The organism is Sodalis endosymbiont of Henestaris halophilus (assembly GCF_900161835.1).
In the GTDB taxonomy this organism is placed as follows: domain Bacteria; phylum Pseudomonadota; class Gammaproteobacteria; order Enterobacterales; family Enterobacteriaceae.
In genome coordinates, this window is sequence record NZ_LT897836.1 from 876,336 (window position 1) to 901,662 (window position 25,327).

Below are 25,327 nucleotides of genomic sequence, written 5' to 3' on the forward strand. Positions count from 1 at the left end.
TACTTATTCGTAATAAGGTGATTATAGTGTGCTGCTATTTGCATAAATATGTTTAGAAAATATAGGATTTTCCACACCGCGTTTCTTGTATTTGAAGACCTTATAATTAAGGCAAGGAAGTATATAATTATACTTAATGATAAGTGTGCTTATTGTATGCAGCCAAGAGACAATATCAGTAAGTGTATACTCATAGTTTGTTTTAGTATTTATAGTTATATATTACCCATATTTTAGTTTTTAATTAAACAATTATATTTTAATCTGTGCATCTCCGTGCTACAGATAGCATGTTATCATTAAATAATGCACCAACCTCACGTGACTATAAAGATTATTTTTTTTTGCATCGCATATCTTAGTTATGATAACAATCAGTTTTATTTTGTAATTACATGCCTCTTTTTATCAAAATATTTTGTGGCTTTAATTTAGTAGGTTTACTGCTTTTCAAAGCACCATCTCAGAGATAGTCGTAATTTATGTATGCACGTACAAACAATGGTTGTTTATATTTTCTTGTGGATAAATGTGTTTAACGACATAATTTATTGTGTGAAAATAATAGGTTTTTAACCTTAACTATTTGCGGTAAATAAAACTGCTACGTTAGTGAAGTATGTATAATTTTCTTTGCAATAAAATACAATCTCGATTGCATTATAACAATTTTCAATCTTTTCTAAATTTTGTTGTTAATTAACAGCATTGCCACAGTTATGTACGTAATAGTGCAAGTAAGTTTACATAAATGTCTTTTATATAAAGTACGAAGGTACGATAAATATAAGTAAATTAAATAATTGTTTTAAACAAAATGTTATGACAAATCAAGCACAAAATGTAAACTTACAAGTAGTATATATGCCTTGATATTAATAATAATTATGATCTTAAATAGTAGCTTTGTTAAGCAAAGCTCGCTAAATACGTTGATGCAAATATCATGCATTTTGACCATAACGCCATGTCGATTTTTAATCTCTACGATTTCGTTTGATTAATTTTGTTATGCCTTTTTGAAAAAACATTTCTCTTTATACTTGATCATCAAGTATAGGACTATAAAGTGCTTTCTATGTCGTGTTCACGCTCCGGAAAAGATTTTACTTGGCTTTAATAACGTGAGCCACGATGTATTTAGCTGACTACTAGCTTAGTACCAGTCTTACCTTCAACTCGGTTCTGGTGGTGAATGGCATAGGCTTAATAGTATGGTGATCGATATTTTGTTTATACATACTTATTTTGTATAGTGAATTAAGACAATATCATATTGTTATGATATTGTCTAATCGTGCGTCAATGCCGCATATTTTAATGCTATGTTTATTCAGCATCGCTAGTCAGTTGGTTTAAAAGTTAACATGCATTTTATTTATAACGATCATTCAGATTTTTCGCTAGGTATCGTTGTTAAAAATCAGGCGCGATGATAAACGAAATGGGAACTAATGTATGTTATGTCCTAAAGATCTATGCCGTTGGTCTATACCAACACGCTAAGCGCAGCGATCGTTAATACGTTGATAAGAACGTGCGTACGCCATAGTTTTATATATGTTGCATTAATGCAATTATCTCATATTTAAAATATTACCTTCGAGTGTGCAATGTAAAGAACTAGTGAAGATAATTAGCCATAAATTTATTAATAATATTTCCGGGGTCACAATTTTGTTTTGAACCGTTCGAAGGCCTCGAATAGTAGATAATTTAGGCTGTATTCAGCTAGGCTTGTTAATTATAAGGTGCAATAATGGAAGTAATTTGCTGTGATGCAATCGGTGCATAATCGAACTGTTGCACTTGGTTGGTTTTAAACCCATACAAGATTATGCTTATTTATAAGGGTTGACTGAGGATAGTTTGATGTTAACAATATAATTAGGCTGTCTTTTTGCTTAATCAACTAAGGTTTTGATTGCCAACAAATCTAGTGAATATTTAGAGAATCGTGACTTTTGTTCATGCATATCACGAAATCTACCTTTTCTGGTTTATTCATATTTTAGTGACCCACATCTTTGACCTAACTAATAATATAGATTAGGTTTTGCTGTTGTATAACACACACTACTTGTATTATTGTAGTATGCGTGATTTAGGTTGCTTTAGAAAAAAATTCGCGTTCTTTTGTTTTAATGCCTAGGATTTTGCACAACATACTTAAAGCGGATGTAATAGTGATCGTCGTTATGCCAGTCAATAGAGTTTTTTCTATATGATGGAGCGTCGTCCAACGTATGTAAGCCTTTTCGTCTATACTAGTGTTGTACTTTATCTTTACTAAAAAGATTTAACATACGTGTTTTATTTTTTCTTGAAGGTAACTGAGCTATTGTAATAATCTCAACTTCTCACATTTTACTTGTTTATGCTTAGGGTTTCATTAGTATAAATGTTATTTGGTGAAACTTTATTAGTATGTAACGCTAGTGATAATTACCAAGATAGCTTATTAACACGGTACTCTCGTCAGCACTTATGCCATATTTTATTTACTTTGGTTGCATATACTTATTAGATATAAGTAATACAGTTATCTGACATCATATACTACTTTAGTTCAAGATTATTGCCCTCGCCCAAAGCTGATTGGGATTGTTTTTCCGGGTAGATAGCGGTCGTTTATTCTACTGTTTTCGTTGTAGGAAGAGTTAAGCTATATCGTACAACACGCAATAAAAAGTTAACTTGTTAATGATCAAGTTGATGCGTGTATTTGCTAGTGTGATACTATTCTATGTCTCGGGACGTTTATCTAACTAAGATTCATAACAGATGGTTATGTACTTACAGCTGTCTATTTAAGACCGTATTTGTTTTTCAATATTTGTGGGTATTTTATCTCGTTAGTGAGTTCATTAGTGCGCTTGTTTTCAATTTTGCCGCTCTCCTGCTATGCTATACTTCTGTTGACACAGCTTACAGCTGCTGGGGTCATGAATTATTAATAACAGTTTATCATCAGTAAATTGTATTTCTCTTTTTTGGTATAAATTGCTTTTTGACTTTTTGACTTTTTTACTTTTTGACTTTTTAACTTTTAAATTACTATAGTCGTAACTTCTGCTAGCATTATTATTCTTTCGTTATTTTCATTATCTGAATTCTTGAGTTTTCTTTTGAAATAGTTGCTAACTACTTTATTTTCGATGACTATACTGCATAAATTCCTCTTTTCACAATTGTATGTTCTTAGGAACGAGGTTGTTAAAACGACAATATTTGATATTGTCATAAGTATAAATAATGATGCTTACACTATAATATTAAATGCGATACTTGCAATCATCTTGTTGCGGTGTATCAGCAATTATTGCCATGTTATTTAACAATCTTTAGCTTTTATCTGATAATATTAAGCGTAAAATGTGTTGATTAAGATCCATTAGTAATCTGAATAACTGACTGGTTATTGCTGCAGCATAATTCTGGCATTAACAATCAATCTGATACTACTGGTTAGTAGGTTTTTATTTTGTATTACCTTCTGTTTTATAGTTTTTATTTAAAGGCAAAAGTTACTATGATATAAAGGGTTAATGGGCATAAGTTCATAATTATTTTCGTTTCTTGTCTTGTAGATAGATGGTGGAATGCGAATATCATATTTAGTTACATATTGTAGGCATGAAAGTTTATATTTTATCTTCAAGATTATTAAGAATTTATTATATAATAATTAATACATATTTGATTAAATATTTAATGCAGTTTATTAATTCATTAAATCTATGAAGCCACAGCTATTCTTAATGTAGAATAAATTAAAACTAATTAACGTCTTGATATATCATTATTTAATGTAAATAAATAATGCTCAAATAATACTTAATTGGTCAACTGTTGGTTGAACTCAATGATGTTAGCATATAATTTTATTTCTGTCGATAATAAATAGTTACTTTATCAAACCTGTTAATAATATTACTTTAATGTTTGCATTTTATTATTATATAATAGTGACAACAATTTATTAATTGTTACTAACATCGATTTGTTCAAGCTAAAATATAATAAATTATTAGTTAATTTTATAAATTAAAATAAATTTTATTTAGTTAATTTTCATAATTATGAGATACTGTGTATAAGTAAAGTCACTGCTGATAAAATAAGACATTTAAGCGAATTAATTAACTTGAAGAAATATATTCCAAATGATACTGAATGCACGAATCATATAATATTTTAAAATAAACCCTCTTAATCAAAATGTACTTTCATAAGTAACAATTATAGGCAAAACTTATGAAGAGATTGATGCTAGCTTTAATAAGCTAACCAAGCTAGATATTTTAAAAACCTACTTTTGTTAAGAAGGAAATCTGTGCTCCTCCAGCAATCTTGTAAAGATTTGCTCGGTTACTAAGGATGCTAAAAGTTAATAGCGGCTAGAATATTGTAAAACGTTAATTGTGTGTTAAACACAATGAATCTATCTACATAATACAATATTATTATCTATATTATTATATTATCAAATAGACTAGCAACAACTAAATTTATAGTAGGTTAATTAATGATTACGAACAATGTGTCCCTAAAGTCACTGCACAGTTTTGCTATTGATGTGTCGGCCCGGCGTTTATATGTAGTGGATACGGAGGCTGAGTTGTTTGCTATCTGGCGACACGCGTCGACGAACTCTTCGCCACGAATCGTGCTGGGTGGCGGTAGCAATGTATTGTTTCTGGAAAACTATTCTGGTACGGTTTTGCTAAACCGGATTGCGGGCATGACAATCGAGGAAGACACAGACTACTGGTATCTTCATGTGGGCGCAGGAGAAGTATGGCATGATCTTGTGAATGCCTGTCTTGAAAAGAATATGCCTGGCCTGGAGAATTTGGCTTTAATTCCGGGCTATGTTGGTTCTGCTCCTATTCAAGATATTGGAGCGTATGGTGTTGAATTTCAACAATTTTGTGAATATGTCGACGTACTGCAGATGGAAACTGGGACAAAACACCGCATGAGCGTAGCGGAATGTCAATTCGGCTACCGCGATAGTATCTTTAAGCACAATTTACGCGAGCATTACGTTATTGTTGCAGTCGGATTCCGACTCATCAAAGCTTGGAGTCCAATTTTACATTACGGCGATTTGGTTCATCTCGACGCCCAGCAGGCTACTCCGCGGCAGATATATGATATAGTTTGTGCGATGCGCCGCGCTAAATTTCCTGACCCGACGCATCAAGGAAATGCCGGTAGCTTCTTCAAAAATCCGATTATCGATGCATCGGCAGCAGAAAAGTTGCTAAATCATTACCCCGACGCGCCATATTACCCTCAACCTGGAGGTGAAGTAAAATTAGCGGCCGGTTGGCTTATTGATCGCTGTGGCTTGAAAGGATATCGTATCGGCGGGGCAGCTGTACATGATAAACAGGCTCTAGTATTAGTTAACTTCGATCAAGCCACTGGTGAGGATATCGCGGCGCTTGCGCGCTATGTGAGAATGCAAGTTGCGGAACGCTTTGCCGTCTGGCTGGAACCTGAAGTGCGATTCATCAGCTCTTATGGTGAAGTGGACGCAGTGAGAGTGATAGCATGAAAGACATAAGCATCCCACTTAAGATGATAAATTTACTCGCGGATGGTGAGTTTTATTCTGGAAAAAAAATTAGCAGAACATTAGGGATAAGTTTTGCAGCTATCAACACATACATTCAAATCATACGCAACTGGGGTATACATGTCTTTACGGTGCCAGGTAAAGGCTACTGTTTACATGCGCAACTGCAGTTATTGAATGAAACTGCAATCAGAGCTCGCCTACCGTCAGGTCGGCTTACCGTTTTGTCGGTTGTTGACTCCACCAATCAATATTTAATTGAACGTATGCTCACACTAAAACCGGGTGACGCTTGCGTGGCGGAATATCAGAAACATGGACGCGGCCGTCGCGGTCGCCAGTGGATATCGCCATTCGGTAATAACCTTTATTTTTCTCTATATTGGCGCCTTGAACAGGGTCTGTCTTCTGCATGCGTCCTTAGTTTAATGGTTGGTATTGTTATAGCGGAGATGCTACGCCACCTGGGCGCTGAAGGGGTGCGCATCAAATGGCCGAACGATCTTTATCTGAACAATTGCAAAATGGCAGGGATACTTATGGACATCATTGGTAATACTGGACGTAACGCCAATGTTGTAATCGGTGTTGGTATTAACCTGACTATGAGTGCATCAGAGGCCAAATTAATAGATCAGGATTGGATCAATCTGCAAGAAGCAGGTATCGCAATCGATCGCAATGTTTTAGTTGCCGAATTGATCGATAATTTACGTCGGGCATTGCTGCAGTTCGAGCGTGACGGGTTTTCGCCCTTTGTTGCACGCTGGCAAGCTTTGGATGTTTTTTGTGACCAACCGGTAAAATTGCTCATTGGCGAGCGGGAGATTAGGGGCATCGCGCGCGGTATTGATGTGCGTGGAGCCTTATTATTAGAACAAGATGGAGAATGCCACGCGTATTTAGGTGGAGAGATATCGCTGCGCGGACTGTCGTTATAAATGTCGACTCGTAATTCTCTATTTAAACGCGCTTCCATTGCAACGCATTAACGCGTTGAGTCATATAAGAAAGTAGCGGTTTACGGCGATCTTAGCTTTTTGCCTTACATGATATTAATAAAAATTATTATCTATCTCTTAACAACGATTATACTTTCATATCTTGCCGGACTTACAAGAGTTCATTCAGCTGCTGTTAAATATTTTCTTTTTGATGCTTTTTCGCTGCGAAGCAGTTATTAACTAGTGGGTATTGTTTTGAACAGTTATAAGTTTAAGAGTATCGAAATTTCTTAATTAAGTGATCGGGGATTTATTATTAGTGTTGCATATTACAGGTTAAGCGAAATTTTATTTCGTTTTTTATTCTATCTTATATTGCAGATATAAGATAGGCGGTTTCTTTATGTACCAGCCGGTAGATCTTGCTTAGCACGCAATAGTACGCCGGGGTTTTAATAAGTTGCCTCTTTAGCAATTTTGCTATATTACCATTATTTCTATATGTTAGTAAGTTATAGTGATAGCTTAACTCTATCAGTATTTATAGTAGAGTTCTATGCCAATGATAATTTCCGTCAAGCTACATAAATAGCTCCAGTAGCTTGTCTTGCAGCAGTGCATCGAACAGCACGACGAGAAGTTGTGCTGCAAATAATAGCTTTAATTAGGCTATTATGGAGTTAACAATAATTTAATTTACTTTTAGTTTTAAAATAGACTTCTTTCAAATCAGATACATAATATTGTTATCTGATCGATTGTTCATTTCCTGGGCTTACCAGGAAAAGGTTTCCGTAAAAATTGCCGTTATACCTATAAAATAGTTGTACTCCGCTTTTGGTTGGTCAGTCGTCTAACGAAGTCCGACTTGTAAGTCTATATAATAAGTCAATTATATCTAGTAGATGTGACTGTGAATGCATGATACTTGTCTTGAGAAAATATTTTATGCTAATAAACAGTAAATGTTAGATAAAGAAAAATATTAAGCTCCGGGCTAGCCACGGTAACAATTATTTTTGTGATAGAGTGCACGCAGTTAGGAAAGAGCCGCTGGGTGCCGCAGCGTAGGCGTTTGCTAAAATGAGTCGTCAGCCTCGCAAAATTATTTACGCAACCGGATTATTTCTACCGCATGATTGGTGCTTTTCTCCAGGATAAGACTAGCGCGATCGCGCGTAGGAAGAATGTTTTGCTTCAGATTGCGCCCGTTAATTGCAGTCCATAGTTGGCTGGCTATAGACACCGATTTTTCTTTGGAAAGCTGAGAATAATGGTGAAAATAAGAGTTAGGTTCGGAAAATGCACCTTGGCGCAATTTAAGAAAGCGATTGATATACCAGTTCTGAAGCAATGCTTCAGGCGCATCGACGTAAATAGAAAAATCGACAAAGTCAGAGACAAACACATGGTACGGATTACGATTATAATCGCTGCTATTTTGCAAAACATTTAATCCTTCCAAGATTAAAATATCCGGTTGATAAATAATTTTTCTCTCATCGGGAACGATGTCGTATATTAAATGTGAATAGACGGGAGCGTTCACCCGTGGAATTCCTGATTTCACCTGTGATAGGAAATTGACCAAGCTGCGAATATCATAAGATTCTGGGAATCCTTTTTTCTTCATAAGATCCCGCTGCTTGAGTACTTGGTTAGGGTGCAAAAAACCATCAGTTGTTACTAACTCTACCGTACGATGTTCAGGCCAGCGGCTAAGCAGTGCCTGCAAGACGCGCGCTGTAGTGCTTTTGCCGACCGCCACACTACCAGCTATACCGATGATATAGGGGATCCGCCGACTATTAGTACCGAGAAACTGCTCTAGAACCGTCCTGCGCCTTAAATTAGCGCTAAAATAAAAATTTAGTAGACGCGCTAGTGGCAGATAAATCTCTGCTACTTCTTCGAGAGAAAGATCTTCATTAATCCCCTTTAGCTTAACAATTTCCTCTTCGGTGAGCGTCATAGGCACGGAATGACGCAACGTGGCCCATTGTTGGCGGCTAAATTGGAGGTATTCTGTGGGGGAAAATTGCAATGATGTCATCATAACTTAAGTCAGCCTGCTTCATAGTTTATTTATGTCACAGAGCTTTTCCTAGAATAAAATAAACTGCATAGTATAAATAGTTGCGTACCTACCGTAGAGTGTTTTTTTGCCGCTGTCGAGGACTAGTATTTTGGTTAGAAATCAGCAGTCGCTGCATTAGCTTTCTCATTACTATGTGCGATCATTGATTATAGCAATACTATAATTATGTATAGACTGTGCTACTTGCATGCATAATGCTACCAGTGCTATTATACTTATTAAGGCGTGATATTTTACTGCTTAGATGCGAGCTTGAATAAAAATCAATTTTACGTGTCGTGTTGTTAAGTTAGGTAATTTTTGGACGTAAACGTGATTTATGTAATTTTTATATTGCATAGGTCGTGAATTCTATCTAGAATGTGCAGCACTAAATGCCGGCATAGCTCAGTAGGTAGAGCAATTGATTTGTAATCAGTAGGTCGAGGGTTCGAAACCTTCTGTCGGCATCAAAAAAGTTTGGTGGGGTTCCCGAGCGGCTAAAGGGAGCAGACTGTAAATCTGCCGTCACAGACTTCGAAGGTTCGAATCCTTCCCCCACCACCATAATTAGTATCACGAATAATACAATCTTGTTATTAAGACCTTATGATGCAGTAAAAAATAAAAATAGATAAAAATTCAGGTCAAGCGCATTAGTACAAAGATCAATAAAAGCCATTTTTAAGTAAAGCATCATTATTATAATCTGTAGAAATCATGAAGTATCCAAGTTTTAAAATGCGGGCATCGTATAATGGTTATTATCTCAGCCTTCCAAGCTGATGATGTGGGTTCGATTCCCATTGCCCGCTCCCAATGGGTTGCTGATATAGCTTAGTTGGTAGAGCACACCCTTGGTAAGGGTGAGGTCGGCAGTTCGAATCTGCCTATCAGCACCATGTTTGACTACCTTGTATGGAGAAAAAATTAGTAGACATTATTTCTTAGCTAATGTATTGATTACACCCATATATTTTGTTTTAAAAAAGTAACAATAATTGACGCTTCAAGAAAAAGTTTAATGTACAAAACCAAACATTAACATCAGTAGTATTGATTACGTTGTTTATAATAAAACGACTATGAAAACTCAATTACCTCCGTGCGCTAACCAAGTCTTACGACGATAAGACGAGAGACTTTGATCATATATATGGCAACGCGCCGGAAGAAAAACTCATGGCATCATTATTAATACCATGCATGTTTAGTATAACATGATGCCCCGAACTAACATTACGCATACGTAAATTGCCCGTAATACGCTGGCTTGTAAAATATAACCAGCGGGCGTGGTCCAAATAGACCGAAACTATTCTAATTGCTGCTGTCACCTATAGTTTGATTTTGCATATACGAGAGTATATGCCGTTAAGTTATTAGGTAACCGCCTCATTATAATATATCATTATTTATGAACAAATATGTCATTGTTTATGACGAAGGGCTGTTATAATTTTTGGTAATGGGAGCGCGCTAACCGCTATCATAAGATAATTATCTGGGCAATGGACACACAAATTTATCTGTGTATTCTGTACTTAAGGTGCTGTAAGGGGTTAATCTGTATAATAAAATTATTGAACCGACGGAAGCGCTTAATAGTTACATTAGGAACCAGAACGCGTTATTAACAACCAATACTCTTTTAAATCAAGGACGTATTCTTTATTTATGGCTTCGTCATCGTGGTGACTGGTTCTTATGGAGTTATGTATTTTAAAAGTAGGCTAGAAGCTAAAATTATTAACATTAAAACACTACGAAAATTGCCTGCACCGGTATTGAAATGTTTCGTAATCTCTTCGTACAGGCAATAATTTGGGTTTGTTGTTGCATGTCACCAAGCTGACACAATAGATTTTGGTAAGGTCTTGGTCATAACCGGTTCGACCAAGTTACGCACTTAGTTTTAATTAGAGATTGATATGCTCAAAAAATGAACGCAGTTGTGTCACACACTCCTTTCAAAGGATGCTGTACACAATTCTACTTTCGTATTACTAATGTGATTTGTATCATTTAACTGCCGGAAGGCGTTGAAAGGGTAATACCAAGAGACAACATAAAAAATGATTGTTAACTTTTATTGCGTTGATCAACATGGATGAGAATCTGAATTTCTCAGTTCGTGCAGGCTATTGTACTATTAATGCTAGTCTTATTGTTTAATTTATCGCTTAAACTAGTGAATACTGATATTTGTCTAATAATCTTTTAAAGAGAGATGTGGTTAAATTAGACTCATGTGAGTAGCTTTGCTAAGATAAAGAACTTATCTCTTAAATAATTTAAGCTACAATTATTATTGTAATTAACTAATGTTTTTTTCGGCATAAACATCGAGTAGTTGCTGATTCATAGCAAAATTCGGTTTATAGTCGCAATATTTGCAGAACTAAAAATAAGTTTTTTTGTCTGAATTCTATGTGACAGGTTTTTATGAGTGCTAATACCGAAGCTCAAGGAAGCAGGCGCGGCTTGGAAGTGGTTAAGTGGTTAGTTGTCGCAATTTTGTTAGTCCTGGCAATCGTTGGTAACTATTTTTATCGTGATTATAATTTACCTATGCGAGCGTCGGTGGTTGTGCTTGTGATTGTTATTGCAGGTGTTGTAGCCATGATGACAATCAAAGGTAAGTCTATCGTTACTTTTGCGCGTGAAGCTAGTACCGAAATACGTAAAGTTATTTGGCCAACCCGCGAGGAAACATTAAATACCACTTTAGTTGTTGTCACAGTAACTGCCGTGATGTCACTGCTTCTGTGGGGTCTAGATGGCGTTCTGGTCCGTGTAATATCATTTATTACTAGCCTGAGGTTCTAAGATGTCTGAAGCTCCCAAAAAACGTTGGTATGTTGTTCAGGCGTTTGCAGGTTTTGAGGCACGCGTAGCACAGTCTCTCCGCGAACATATTAAACTTTATAATCTGCATAGTAATACAGAGTTATTTGGCAAAGTAATGGTGCCAACGGAAGAGGTAGTTGAAATCCGCAGCGGACAGCGACGTAAAAGCGAACGGAAATTCTTTCCGGGCTATGTCCTCGTACAGATGGTCATGAATGACGCCAGCTGGCATCTAGTGCGCAGCGTACCGCGTGTCATGGGTTTTATTGGTGGCACCTCAGATCGTCCAGCGCCTATCAGCGATAAAGAAGTTGACGAAATTATGAACCGCCTTCAGCAAATTGGTGATAAGCCACGACCGAAAACTATTTTCGAGCCGGGCGAATTAGTGCGCATCAACGATGGTCCCTTTATTGACTTCAACGGCATGGTTGAAGAGGTAGATTATGATAAAAGCCGCTTGAAGGTATCGGTATTGATATTTGGTCGTGCCACGCCTGTAGAGCTAAATTTTAGTCAGGTTGAGAAAGGATAAGTATCCTAACATTATTGTTGCTTGCTCAAGATGAACAATTAATTTATTATTTACTTTATTAATTTTTATGCTTCTTTAGAACGCGTGAATTTTTATTCACGAGAGAGGTGGGCCTTAACCGGCGTTATTACCCAAGAGGATAATCACAACATGGCCAAGAAAATACAAGCTTATGTCAAACTGCAGGTTGCTGCAGGCATGGCAAATCCGAGTCCGCCGGTAGGTCCAGCCTTGGGTCAGAAGGGCGTCAATATAATGGAATTTTGTAAAACCTTCAATGCCAAAACAGAAAACCTTGAAAAGGGATTGCCGATTCCGGTTGTTATCACCGTGTATTCCGATCGTTCTTTTACTTTCGTTACGAAAACGCCACCGGCGGCTGTGTTGTTGAAGAAAGCCGCAAACATACAGTGCGGTTCCGGAAAGCCTAATAAAGATAATATTGGTAAAGTAACCATCGCGCAAGTCCGTGAAATTGCAAAAATTAAAGCGGATGATATGACCGGAGCCAATATGGAAGCTATGTCACGCTCTATTGAGGGTACTGCTCGTTCCATGGGTTTGGTGGTTGAGGATTGAATAAAAAATGGCTAAGCTGGTCAAGCGTATGTGCGTCATACGCAACAAAGTCGATTTTACTAAGCAGTATAATATAAGTGAAGCCATAGCGCTTTTGAAGGAACTAGCTACTGCTAAGTTCGTTGAAAGTATCGATGTCGCTGTCAATTTAAGCATTGATGCACGTAAATCCGATCATAATGTACGGGGAGCTACTGTATTGCCGTATGGTATCGGCCGCATCATTCGCGTTGCTGTGTTTGCTCAGGGTGCTAGTGCTGAAGCGGCGGAAGCCGCCGGCGCGGATCAGGTAGGTATGGATGATCTTGCTGATCAGATCAAAAAAGGCGATTTCAAATTCGATGTGGTTATAGCGTCTCTGGACGCGATGCATATCGTCAGCCAACTGGGACAGATTCTTGGTCCGCGTGGACTTATGCCAAATCCCAAAGTTGGCACCGTTACTTCGAACGTTGCTGAAGCAGTTAAAAACGTTAAAGCTGGCCAAGTGCGCTATCGCAACGATAAAAATGGTATTATCCATACTACTATCGGTAAAGTGAATTTTGAATCTGATCAGTTGAAAGAAAATCTAGAAGCTCTGCTGATTGCGCTCAAAAAAGCTAAGCCGACTCAGATAAAAGGTATTTATATCAAAAAAATTAGCCTGTCTACGACCATGGGTGTAGGTATAACAATAGATCAAAGCAGCCTCTCTACAACGATCATTTAATTATTTCTTTAATGTTGGTTTATATATGTCTAAAATCTAACACCCAATGTTTCGCCAAAGACGTTATGTTTTTAACGTAACCGCAACACCAAGTTTTTGGTTATGGTTTTATTAATTTAAATCCTCTTTAAAAATCTCGGAGGTGTGTCATAATAGTTTTTCTGCATAAACGGTCAAAATGGTTTGAATAATATATTCTTTTGCTGAATTTTACTGACCGTATATCAACATATACGGTCAGTATGACGGTATGTGAAGTAAGTTTCGGTCTTATTTATCTCAAATACAGGAACACAATTTAATGGCATTAAATCTTCAAAAGAAAAAAGAGATTGTTGCTGACATCAGTTCAATCATTCAAGGTGCACTTTCTGCTGTTATTGCGGATTACCGTGGCGTTACGGTAGATAAAATGACTGAACTACGTAAAGTAGGTCGTTCAGCCGGTGTTGACATGCGCGTTGTTCGTAACACGCTAATGCGCCGTATTGTTAAAGGCACCCCTTTTGAGTGCCTAAAAAATACGTTTATTGGGCCGACTCTCATTGCTTTTTCTAACGAACACCCTGGTTCTGCCGCTCGTTTGTTCAAGGCTTTTGCTACAGATAATGCTAATTTTAAGATTAAAGCCTCAGCCTTTGAAGGAGAAATCATCCCTGCATCGCAGTTTGACCGCCTAGCCACTCTGCCAACTTACAAAGAAGCAATTGCTCGCCTGATGTTAATTATGAAAGAAACATCTGCAGGCAAACTGGTTCGCACGCTAGCCGCATTGCGCGATCAGAAAGAGGTTGCATAATCTCCTGTTTAATTCTGCAGTAATTACAAATGTATACACACTTTCTGAATTCTAGGAATACTTGTTATGTTTATCACAAAAGAACAAATTCTGAATGCGGTTGCTGAAATGTCCATAATGGACGTGGTAGAATTGATATCTATGATGGAAAAAAAATTCGGAGTTTCTGCCGCTGCTGCTGTAACCGTTACCGCAGGTAACCAAGTTGAAGCCGTAGAAGAAAAGACCGAGTTTAATGTTGTGTTAAGCTCTATCGGCGCGAACAAAATTGCTGTCATTAAGGCCGTAAGAGCCGCTACAGGTCTTGGTCTGAAAGAAGCTAAAGACCTAGTTGAATCCGCACCTGTCACTCTGAAAGAAGGCATGAGCAAAGATGATGCTGATGTACTTAAGAAAGTTTTGGAAGAAGCGGGGGCTTCTATTGAAGTTAAATAAGTGCTGCACCTTGCAGGTTTGTAGCCTTAATTAGGCTGGTGATTTTTAGTTTAATAACCCTTTTCTGCTGTAACAAATCAGTATCATTGTATATCATGTGTCTACTGATTAGACCTAAATCTTTTATAGACCACTGAACATATTATTCATTATCTATTAGAGTTTTTGATTTCGTAAAGTGTAGCAACGTAATATTATTAATAATAAAATATATATTGCGTAGAGAATAGTAATTTTCCGAACACGAGAAAATAGCATTATATTTACCGTTCTAGTAGGACGGTAGAGCGGCTTTACTTGTCAGCTAGCTGAAGGAACCCTATGGTTTACTCCTATACCGAAAAAAAACGTATTCGTAAGGACTTCGGAAAACGTCCACAAGTTTTAGATGTTCCCTATCTTTTATCCATCCAGCTTGATTCGTTTCAGAAGTTCATAGAACAAGATCCGGAAGGCCAGTACGGACTGGAAGCAGCTTTCCGTTCGGTCTTTCCTATACGTAGCTATAGCGGAAACGCTGAACTAAAATATGTTAGTTTCCGTCTGGGCGAACCTGTTTTTGATGTCAAAGAGTGCCTAATACGTGGTGTAACGTTTTCTGCACCATTGCGTGTTACGCTGCTTCTTATCGTTTATGAGCGCGAAGCTCCAGAAGGTACGGTAAAAAACATTAAGGAACAAGAAGTCTACATGGGCGAAATACCGCTTATGACTGATAACGGTACTTTTATTATTAACGGAACTGAACGTGTTATCGTTTCCCAGCTGCACCGTAGCCCAGGCGTATTTTTTGACAGTGATAAGGGGAAGACGCATTCTTCAGGCAAAGTGTTATACAATGCACGCATCATTCCTTATCGGGGCTCCTGGTTAGATTTTGAATTTGACCCCAAAGATAATTTGTTTGTCCGTATCGATCGTCGACGCAAATTGCCGGCTACCATAATTCTGCGCGCTTTGCACTACAGCACCGGCCAGATCTTGGAGACATTCTTCGACAAAGTCATTTATGAAATTCATGACAAAAAGCTTCATATGGAGCTTCTTCCTGAACGATTGCGTGGCGAAACTGCCTCATTTGATATAGAGGCCAATGGCAGAGTTTATGTCGAAAAAGGTCGCCGCATAACCTCTAACCATATTAGTCAGTTAAAAAAAGATAGCGTAGCGCGGATTGCAGTCCCCGTAGAATATATTATCGGCAAGGTTGTAGTACAAGATTATATCGATGAAACCACCGGTGAAATCATCGTGCCTGCTAATATGGAGTTGACGCAGGACCTGTTGGATAAGCTAATACAAGCAGGGCATACGTGTATTAAGACGTTATTCACTAATGATCTTGATCATGGATCTTATATTTCTGAAACTCTGCGCATTGATCCGACTAGCGATCACATAAGCGCAATGGTAGAAATATATCGTATGATGCGCCCAGGTGAACCGCCCACCCGCGAAGCAGCAGAAAATCTGTTTGAAAATTTGTTCTTCTCGGAAGAACGTTACGATTTGTCCGCGGTAGGTAGGATGAAGTTTAACCGTTCGCTGCAACGGAAAGAGATAGATGGTTCAGGTGTTCTAAACAAAGATGACATCATTGATGTGATGAAAAAACTTATCGAGATCCGTAACGGTAAAGGCGAAGTTGATGATATTGACCATTTAGGCAACCGTCGCATACGTTCGGTGGGCGAAATGGCGGAAAATCAGTTCCGGGTTGGTCTGGTACGTGTAGAGCGCGCGGTGAAAGAGCGTCTTTCTTTAGGCGATCTTGATACCCTAATGCCTCAGGATATGATCAACGCTAAACCAATTTCTGCTGCCGTAAAAGAATTTTTCGGTTCTAGCCAGCTATCACAGTTCATGGATCAGAATAATCCGCTGTCTGAAATTACTCACAAACGTCGTATTTCCGCATTAGGCCCAGGTGGCCTAACACGCGAGCGCGCTGGCTTTGAAGTGCGCGATGTGCACCCGACCCATTACGGACGCGTTTGTCCCATTGAAACCCCGGAAGGTCCGAACATCGGTCTTATAAATTCACTTGCTGTATATGCACAGACCAATGAATATGGGTTCCTAGAAACTCCATATCGCCGCGTGCAAGATGGTGTAGTTACCGAAGAAATAAGATATCTATCGGCAATTGAGGAATGTAACTTTGTTATTGCGCAGGCTAGCACTAACCTTAGTGAAGAAGGTCGTTTTGTTGATGATTTGGTAACCTGCCGCAGCAAGGGAGAATCTAGCTTATTCCGGCGCGAACAAGTTGACTATATGGATGTTTCCACCCAACAGGTAGTATCGGTAGGTGCTTCGCTAATTCCGTTCCTAGAGCATGACGACGCTAACCGGGCCTTAATGGGCGCGAATATGCAACGTCAGGCTGTACCTACTTTGCTTACTGACAAGCCTCTAGTCGGCACCGGTATGGAGCGTGCGGTTGCCGTTGACTCTGGCGTGACTGCCGTGGCGAAACGCGGCGGAACTGTACAGTATGTAGATGCTTCCCGTATCGTAATTAACGTTAATTTGGATGAAATGTATCCGGGTGAAGCTGGGATCGATATTTACAACTTGACAAAATATATCCGTTCTAACCAAAATACCTGTATCAGCCAAACTCCTTGCGTTTCACTGGGTGAGCCAGTTGAGCGCGGTGACGTGCTGGCCGATGGTCCGTCCACTGATCTGGGTGAGATGGCACTCGGTCAAAATATGCGTATTGCATTCATGCCGTGGCATGGCTTCAACTTTGAAGACTCCATGTTAGTCTCCGATCGCGTGGTACAAGAAGATCGTTTTACTACCATTCATATTCAAGAACTCGCTTGCGTGTCCCGCGATACAAAACTGGGACCAGAGGAGATTACCGCAGACATCCCAAACGTAGGTGAAGCAGCGCTCTCCAAACTCGATGAATCTGGTATCGTGTATATTGGTGCGGAAGTAACCGGCAGCGATATCCTTGTAGGTAAGGTGACGCCTAAAGGGGAAACCCAGCTAACACCGGAAGAAAAATTGCTGCGCGCTATTTTTGGTGAAAAAGCCTCTGATGTAAAGGATTCGTCGCTGCGTGTGCCAAACGGCGTTTCTGGTACCGTTATTGATGTCCAAGTATTTACCCGCGATGGCGTAGAAAAAGATAAGCGTGCGTTGGAAATCGAAGAAATGCAACTTCAGCAGGTCAAAAAGGATTTGACCGAAGAACTGCAAATCTTTGAAGCTGGCTTATTTTCTCGTATCCGTAATTTGCTAATTTCTAGTGGTATCGAGGCGGATAATCTAGACAAAATGACCCGATCACGATGGCTCAAACTAGTCTTAGTAGACGAAGAGAAGCGGAATCAACTCAAACAGCTGTCTGAACAGTATTACGATCTTAGGCACGACTTTGAAAAGAAACTAGAAGCTAAACGTAGCAAGATTACTCAGGGCGATGACCTGGCCCCTGGTATATTAAAAATCGTTAAAGTGTATTTGGCGATGAAACGTCAAATACAGCCGGGAGACAAGATGGCTGGTCGTCACGGCAACAAGGGAGTTATCTCAAAAATTAATCCGATCGAAGATATGCCTTATGATAAAAACGGCGTGCCAGTAGATATCGTTCTTAATCCATTAGGCGTACCCTCGCGAATGAACATCGGACAAATTCTGGAAACTCACTTAGGTATGGCGGCAAAAGGCATTGGTGACAAGATCAACGCTATGCTCAAGCAGCACGAAGAAGTTTTAAAGCTGCGCCAATTCATCCAGAAGGCGTACAATATTGGTGATAATGTACGTCAAAAAGTAGATCTTGACACATTTTCCGATGAAGAAGTGCTACGCCTGGCTGAAAACCTTAAAAAAGGAATGCCTATCGCTACACCGGTATTCGACGGTGCAAAAGAAAAAGAGATTAAGGATCTATTGCAACTTGGCGGCTTGCCTACCTCAGGTCAAATAACTTTGTTTGACGGCCGGACTGGCGAGCAATTTGAACGCCAGGTGACCGTAGGATACATGTACATGTTAAAACTCAATCATCTGGTTGATGACAAGATGCATGCGCGTTCTACCGGCTCTTATAGCCTAGTTACGCAACAGCCGTTGGGAGGAAAGGCGCAGTTCGGCGGACAACGCTTTGGAGAAATGGAAGTGTGGGCACTGAAAGCCTACGGCGCGGCTTACACCCTGCAGGAAATGCTTACTGTCAAGTCTGATGACGTTAACGGTCGTACCAAGATGTATAAAAATATTGTGGATGGCAATCAGATTATGGAACCAGGCATGCCAGAATCCTTCAACGTTCTTTTGAAGGAAATTCGCTCGCTAGGTATCAATATCGAGTTGGAAGAAGTCTGATTTTTCGCCTGAGTGCGGATTAACAGACGGTAATAAGTGCGCATAAGCGTTTTCAAAACGCCTAATAGGTTCAACTCCAACAGGAACCAACCCGTGAAAAATTCACTTAAGTTTTTAAAAGCGCAAACTAAAACCGAAGAGTTTGATGCGATCAAGATAGCACTAGCTTCTCCAGACATTATTCGTTCTTGGTCTTTCGGTGAAGTAAAAAAGCCGGAAACCATTAACTACCGTACCTTTAAACCGGAGCGTGACGGTTTGTTTTGCGCCCGTATTTTTGGACCGGTAAAAGATTATGAATGCTTATGCGGTAAGTACAAGCGTTTAAAACACCGTGGCGTAATCTGTGAGAAGTGCGGTGTTGAAGTGACTCAGACTAAGGTGCGTCGTGAGCGTATGGGCCATATCGAATTGGCTTCACCTACTGCCCACATTTGGTTTTTAAAATCGTTGCCATCTCGTATCGGATTGCTGCTAGATATACCGTTGCGTGATATCGAACGCGTATTATATTTTGAATCCTATGTAGTAGTTGAATGCGGTATGACTACACTTGAGCGCAGTCAGATCCTGACTGAAGAGCAATATTTGGATGCTCTGGAAGAGTTTGGTGACGAATTTGAGGCTAATATAGGAGCCGAAGGGATCCAAGCCCTTTTAAAAAACATGGACTTGGAGCAGGAATGTAAGCAACTACGCAACGAATTACAAGGAACCAGTTCTGAAACCAAGCGTAAAAAGCTGACTAAACGCATCAAGTTACTGGAAGCTTTTGTGCAAAGTGGCAATAAACCAGAGTGGATGATCTTGACAGTATTACCGGTATTACCGCCAGATCTGCGTCCACTGGTTCCACTGGACGGTGGCCGTTTTGCAACGTCAGATCTGAACGATCTGTATCGCCGCGTAATCAACCGTAATAACCGTTTGAAGCGTCTGCTGGATCTGGCTGCTCCAGATATCATCGTACGTAACGAAAAGCGTATGCTACAAGAAGCAGTTGACGCGTTGCTAGATAATGGCCGCCGCGGTCGCACTATTACTGGTTCTAATAAGCGCCCGCTTAAATCGCTGGCCGACATGATAAAAGGCAAGCAAGGACGGTTTCGTCAGAATTTGCTGGGTAAACGCGTCGATTATTCTGGTCGTTCGGTTATTACTGTCGGTCCGTATCTACGTTTGCATCAGTGTGGTTTACCTAAAAAAATGGCGTTAGAGCTATTCAAACCGTTTATTTACGGCAAGCTTGAGCTACGCTGTCTTGCCACAACGATCAAAGCCGCTAAAAAAATGGTGGAACGAGAAGAAGGAATAGTTTGGGATATTCTGGACGAGGTTATCCGTGAACATCCGGTCATGCTAAATCGTGCTCCGACTCTGCACCGTCTTGGTATCCAAGCTTTTGAGCCGGTGCTCATTGAAGGTAAAGCCATTCAGCTGCACCCGCTGGTGTGTGCTGCATATAACGCTGACTTCGATGGCGATCAAATGGCAGTACATGTTCCGCTTACGCTAGAAGCCCAATTGGAAGCAAGGGCTTTGATGATGTCGACCAATAACATCTTGTCCCCGGCTAACGGGGAACCTATTATAGTTCCATCGCAGGATGTAGTATTGGGTCTATACTATATGACCCGCGATCGTGTCAACGGTAAAGGCGAAGGTATGGTGCTGACCGGACCGAAAGAAGCGGAACGCATTTACTGCACCGGTTTGGCCGAGTTGCATACGCGCGTTAAAGTGCGAATCACCGAGCATGAGAAATGTGACAATGGCGAGTGGATGAGCAATACCTATCTGGCGGACACCACTGTTGGTCGTGCCATACTGTGGATGATTGTGCCGAAGGGTTTGCCGTTCTCGCTGGTGAACCAGACGTTGGGTAAAAAAGCCATCTCTAAAATGCTTAATACCTGTTATCGTGTGCTAGGTCTGAAATCTACAGTCATTTTTGCCGATCACATTATGTACACGGGTTTCGCTTATGCTGCTCGTTCTGGTTCGTCTGTTTGTATCGATGATATGGTAATTCCGGATAAAAAAGCCGAAATTATCGATGAAGCCGCAGTTGAAGTAGCCGAAATACAAGAGCAGTTCCAATCAGGGCTAGTTACTGCCGGCGAACGATATAACAAGGTTATTGATATCTGGGCTGCAGCGAACGAACGAGTCTCTAAGGCAATGATGGATAATCTTTCCACCGAAGCGGTCATTAACCGCGATGGAGAGGAAGAGCGTCAAGTATCGTTTAATAACATCTTTATGATGGCTGATTCTGGCGCTCGTGGTTCGGCGGCGCAAATTCGTCAACTAGCCGGTATGCGAGGTTTGATGGCTAAACCTGATGGCTCGATCATTGAAACACCTATTACTGCAAACTTCCGTGAAGGTCTTAATGTACTTCAGTACTTTATCTCCACTCACGGTGCTCGTAAAGGATTGGCAGATACCGCTTTGAAAACCGCGAATTCCGGTTATCTAACCCGGCGCTTGGTCGACGTGGCGCAAGATCTTGTGGTTACTGAAGACGATTGCGATACATTCTCCGGTATCTTAATGACTCCTGTTATAGAGGGTGGTGATGTAAAAGAGCCCCTGCGTGAGTGCGTGCTAGGCCGCGTCACTGCGGAAGATGTCCTAAAGCATGGAACCTCGGATATTTTAGTTAAGCGTAACACCTTGTTGAACGAGCAATGGTGTGACGTTCTTGAAGAACACTCCGTAGACAGTGTGAAAGTACGTTCGGTTGTAACCTGTGACACTGATTTTGGTGTGTGTGCTAACTGCTATGGTCGTGATTTAGCTCGTGGGCATTTAGTAAACAAGGGAGAAGCCATCGGTGTTATTGCCGCGCAGTCTATTGGCGAGCCTGGTACACAGTTAACTATGCGTACATTCCATATTGGTGGAGCAGCGTCCCGTGCAGCTGCGGAATCCAGCATTCAGGTGCAGAATAAAGGGACTATCTATCTTAACAATGCTAAGTTTGTGGTGAATGGAAGCGGTAAGCTAGTGATTACCTCGCGTAACACTGAGCTAAAGCTTATTGACGAATTCGGCCGTACCAAAGAAAGCTATAAAGTGCCTTATGGATCCGTTATGGCAAGAGGCGATGGCGCGGAAATACTAGGGGGCGAAATTGTTGCTAATTGGGATCCGCATACTATGCCAATTATCACTGAAGTAGACGGTTTTGTTCGCTTTATCGATATGATAGATGGGCAAACCATTACGCGCCAGACTGACGAATTAACTGGTTTGTCCTCTATCGTGATTCTGGATACCGCCGAACGTACTGGTAGCGGTAAAGATTTGCGTCCAGCACTGCGAATTGTGGATGCCAATGGCAATGATGTGCTGATGCCTATGACCGATATGCCCGCACAGTACTTCCTACCAGGTAAAACTATTGTCCAGTTGGAAGACGGTGCCAAAATCACCAGCGGGGATACGTTAGCACGTTTGCCACAGGAAACTAGTGTAACGAAAGATATTACCGGTGGTCTGCCGCGCGTTGCTGATTTGTTTGAAGCTCGCCGCCCAAAAGAGCCAGCGATTTTGGCCGAAATTAGTGGTATAGTTACCTTTGGTAAAGAAACTAAAGGTAAGCGCCGCTTAGTTATTTCGCCTGTTGACGGTAGCGATTCTTACGAAGAGATGATTCCAAAATGGCGTCAGCTAAACGTGCTTGAAGGCGAACGCGTAGAATGCGGTGATGTAATTTCTGATGGTCCGGAATCACCGCACGATATTTTGCGTTTGCGTGGCGTGCATGCGATGACTCGCTATATTGTCAACGAAGTCCAGGATGTCTATCGTCTGCAAGGAGTGAAAATCAACGACAAACACATCGAAGTGATCGTTCGTCAGATGTTGCGTAAAGCAACAATTATTAATAGCGGTAGCTCAGAGTTTTTAAAAGGTGAACAGGTAGAATACTCTCGTATCAAGATAGCCAACCGTCAATTAAAAAACAACGGCAAAGTAGAAATAACCTACATGCGCGATCTGCTAGGTATAACTAAAGCCTCGTTAGCTACGGAATCTTTTATTTCTGCGGCATCGTTCCAGGAAACCACGCGCGTGCTTACCGAAGCCGCCGTTGCCGGTAAACGAGATGAACTACGCGGCTTGAAAGAAAACGTGATTGTTGGACGATTAATTCCCGCTGGTACTGGTTATGCTTATCATCAAAAACGCTTACGTCATCGTCAGCATGATGGGGAACTAGCCACACCACAGATTACCGCCGATGAAGCTTCCGCAAATTTGGCTGATCTGCTGAACGCAGGTTTGGGTGCTAATAACGATTGATTATCGGTACTTGCTTTCGCTGCTATCTAATAGAGCACTTCTCTCAAGCTATACAGACGTTAGTTATTTGATAAACTAACGCCTGTATAAATTTATTGTTTGAGTTTATTAAGTTTTGGTATTTGGGAGAGTGTTTTACTTTACTTGTTATGGTCACTAGTGACTATAACAGCACATTCTCGATATTTTGGCGCGAAACTTGTGTAGGTATTTTCTTGATTTTTTTGTTAATCTTGTTTCTGTGACTCAGAAAGCGCATAAAGTCATTTCTGTGCAAAATGCTGCATTGCAGCGATGCCTATTTCCCAGGTGTTAATAATAAACGAAGGTACGTTGACATATGTTGAAACTAATCATATCGTCAATTAAAAGCGTCGTTTCTGGTGCTCAAGTTATTCCTATGAATACGCGCCTGATTTCAGGCACACTACATTATGCTAACCGCCTATTATGCCACATTATTTTTGGCGAATAAGTTAATCTCCGTACGATTTAAATTCTTAATGTTTTGCGCAGCAGCAAGGTCAATATTATTAAATCCGGAGTATTATAGTACTAATATTGTGATGACTAACGCCGTGCTAATTGCTCTAGCACCTTTCGTCTTTTATCGTCGTTTTTAAATAAAAGACAAACGGTATTATATCCGGGCCACTGTTTGGGTAGTATGTATTGTCAGCAAAAATAAAAACATTCTATATCGAAACCAAACGATATATTTGCCTGGAACAAATATTGTGATCTTAATTTTGTGTTCTGTATACAGCAACTTTCATGATTCTATCTTCTTGGGATGATCGGTATGCTTAACATATAACCAGAACAAATACAATCCAGCAGTAAAATACCATAAATTATGTCATTGATAAAAATTGTCATATTATCCAAAATATTGCTATTTGGCGTTTATTGTTCTCGTTAACTTTTATGTTAATGTTCATACATGCTCTTGAGAATCATAAATTTTTTAAAGGATATCTTAATCCTGAGTAGTTTACTGCCGATGATTGTTAATGTTGTCTCAGGCTTTAATTGTCATCTCTGACGCCACCACAGATGATATCTGATCTGTTAATCGTGGGAGACTAGACATATTGCATGGTGTGATAACTTAAAATTATACCTGTAATTACTATGAATCCGATTTATAGTCTATTATGGTAATAATTATGAGGCTTTTAAACATCTGGAGATAATTAAAGTATGACGGTTATCTTCAATATTGCGCATCATACTATCCGGATATTGAGTTGATATTATAGTAATAGAGATTCAGTAATAAATGGCTAGTAGATTTATGCTCACCGCAAGCATAATCTAAGATTATAATAGGTTAAGTCTCTGTACCTTAATCCATGATTACCATGGGTAATCATGGTTATATTATTCTAATACTTTCAACTGGTCCTCAAAATATTTTGCTCACATTGTTAGTAACTTTTATTAATCATTTTTTATACCAGCATGTTAGCACGTACAGATTGACTTAATTTTGATGTTTTGTTATGGAAGCTGCTTAGAGTTATATAGCAGGTGTCCTTTAGCAAAATTGTGGTGCGTTATGAAGTCGATTATTGCGGTTTGAGGGTAACTTCGTTAGTGATGACTAAGCTGACGGATAGATATTTTAGTGCTCATTTGATCTAAGTTTGTTCCTTCATGGTTAGAAGGATGGTTTGGCTATTTTATAGAATTCTATATAGTGCGTCTGTTATTTCTTACCAGCAGCGAGTTATTATTAATACCATATGCATGAGGTATTATAATTGTGTGATACACACACGTGTTTGGTTACATCATTTATATTTTTTATATATTATACTATTCCCTCATTTACTATGAATAAGACCTAACTTCTATGAGAAGAGTGATTTCTCTAAGTAGAGATATTTGGATCGTACAATACAGTAAAGTAACAGTTTTATATGTTGGCTGTTAGCCATATAGATAGTTTTTAGCTAGAAATGTAACTATTTAATAGATAAATACTAAATTACTTGATCTTACTGCAAATCAAATAGATGAGATGTTCTCATAAAACGAGATCTTTCATATTTTTTGATGACTATTATTTTTTTCACTATTGGATATTATCATTTTTTAGCCTTATCCCTATCTTTAATTTATTGTAGTTATGGCTTACAA

12 protein-coding genes and 4 tRNA genes are annotated in these 25,327 nt (G+C 39.5%); 15 read left to right on the forward strand and 1 reads right to left on the reverse strand.

What is annotated here, in order from left to right:
• The first annotated feature begins 4,528 nt into the window (after nt 1-4,528).
• Nucleotides 4,529-5,566, forward strand: a complete 1,038-nt coding sequence (gene murB / locus HBA_RS01775; protein ID WP_097032329.1) for a UDP-N-acetylmuramate dehydrogenase — start codon at nt 4,529-4,531, stop codon at nt 5,564-5,566.
• Nucleotides 5,563-6,528 carry a bifunctional biotin--[acetyl-CoA-carboxylase] ligase/biotin operon repressor BirA gene (gene birA, locus HBA_RS01780; RefSeq protein ID WP_097032330.1) on the forward strand — a complete coding sequence of 322 codons (966 nt, stop codon included), beginning with the start codon at nt 5,563-5,565 and terminating at the stop codon, nt 6,526-6,528. Before murB ends, birA begins: the two co-directional genes overlap by 4 nt.
• A gap of 1,108 nt (nt 6,529-7,636) precedes the next feature.
• On the opposite strand, the gene coaA is transcribed toward birA, so the two are convergent.
• Nucleotides 7,637-8,587 carry a type I pantothenate kinase gene (gene coaA / locus HBA_RS01785; RefSeq protein WP_097032331.1) on the reverse strand — a complete coding sequence of 317 codons (951 nt, stop codon included), beginning with the start codon at nt 8,585-8,587 and terminating at the stop codon, nt 7,637-7,639.
• Between the two features lie 418 nt (nt 8,588-9,005).
• On the opposite strand from coaA, the gene HBA_RS01790 reads away from it, so the two are divergent.
• From HBA_RS01790 to HBA_RS03600, 13 genes are all read left to right on the forward strand, one after another.
• A tRNA-Thr gene (locus HBA_RS01790) sits at nt 9,006-9,078 on the forward strand.
• Nucleotides 9,079-9,090: 12 nt separating this feature from the next.
• Nucleotides 9,091-9,175, forward strand: a tRNA-Tyr gene (locus HBA_RS01795).
• Nucleotides 9,176-9,351: 176 nt separating this feature from the next.
• Nucleotides 9,352-9,423 (forward strand) — tRNA-Gly (locus HBA_RS01800).
• An 11-nt stretch (nt 9,424-9,434) separates the two neighbouring features.
• Nucleotides 9,435-9,510, forward strand: a tRNA-Thr gene (locus tag HBA_RS01805).
• A 1,543-nt stretch (nt 9,511-11,053) separates the two neighbouring features.
• Nucleotides 11,054-11,437 carry a preprotein translocase subunit SecE gene (gene secE, locus HBA_RS01810; RefSeq protein WP_097032332.1) on the forward strand — a complete coding sequence of 128 codons (384 nt, stop codon included), beginning with the start codon at nt 11,054-11,056 and terminating at the stop codon, nt 11,435-11,437.
• A gap of 1 nt (nt 11,438) precedes the next feature.
• Complete coding sequence (gene nusG, locus HBA_RS01815; protein WP_097032333.1) at nt 11,439-11,993, forward strand: transcription termination/antitermination protein NusG; 555 nt, start codon at nt 11,439-11,441, stop codon at nt 11,991-11,993.
• Between the two features lie 150 nt (nt 11,994-12,143).
• On the forward strand, nt 12,144-12,572 hold the full coding sequence (gene rplK / locus HBA_RS01820; RefSeq protein WP_097032334.1) for a 50S ribosomal protein L11: 429 nt from the start codon (nt 12,144-12,146) through the stop codon (nt 12,570-12,572).
• A gap of 7 nt (nt 12,573-12,579) precedes the next feature.
• Nucleotides 12,580-13,284 carry a 50S ribosomal protein L1 gene (rplA, locus tag HBA_RS01825; RefSeq protein WP_097032335.1) on the forward strand — a complete coding sequence of 235 codons (705 nt, stop codon included), beginning with the start codon at nt 12,580-12,582 and terminating at the stop codon, nt 13,282-13,284.
• A 301-nt stretch (nt 13,285-13,585) separates the two neighbouring features.
• Nucleotides 13,586-14,083, forward strand: a complete 498-nt coding sequence (gene rplJ, locus HBA_RS01830; RefSeq protein ID WP_097032336.1) for a 50S ribosomal protein L10 — start codon at nt 13,586-13,588, stop codon at nt 14,081-14,083.
• A gap of 66 nt (nt 14,084-14,149) precedes the next feature.
• Complete coding sequence (rplL, locus tag HBA_RS01835; protein ID WP_097032337.1) at nt 14,150-14,518, forward strand: 50S ribosomal protein L7/L12; 369 nt, start codon at nt 14,150-14,152, stop codon at nt 14,516-14,518.
• Nucleotides 14,519-14,839: 321 nt separating this feature from the next.
• Entirely contained in the window at nt 14,840-18,868 is a 4,029-nt protein-coding gene (gene rpoB / locus HBA_RS01840; RefSeq protein WP_097032338.1) for a DNA-directed RNA polymerase subunit beta, read from the forward strand.
• Nucleotides 18,869-18,961: 93 nt separating this feature from the next.
• The gene (gene rpoC / locus HBA_RS01845) at nt 18,962-23,182 is read left to right on the forward strand and encodes a DNA-directed RNA polymerase subunit beta' (protein ID WP_097032339.1); all 4,221 of its coding nucleotides are present in this window, start codon (nt 18,962-18,964) and stop codon (nt 23,180-23,182) included.
• A gap of 340 nt (nt 23,183-23,522) precedes the next feature.
• Nucleotides 23,523-23,657, forward strand: a complete 135-nt coding sequence (locus HBA_RS03600; RefSeq protein WP_457920915.1) for a hypothetical protein — start codon at nt 23,523-23,525, stop codon at nt 23,655-23,657.
• The last annotated feature ends 1,670 nt before the right edge of the window (nt 23,658-25,327 follow it).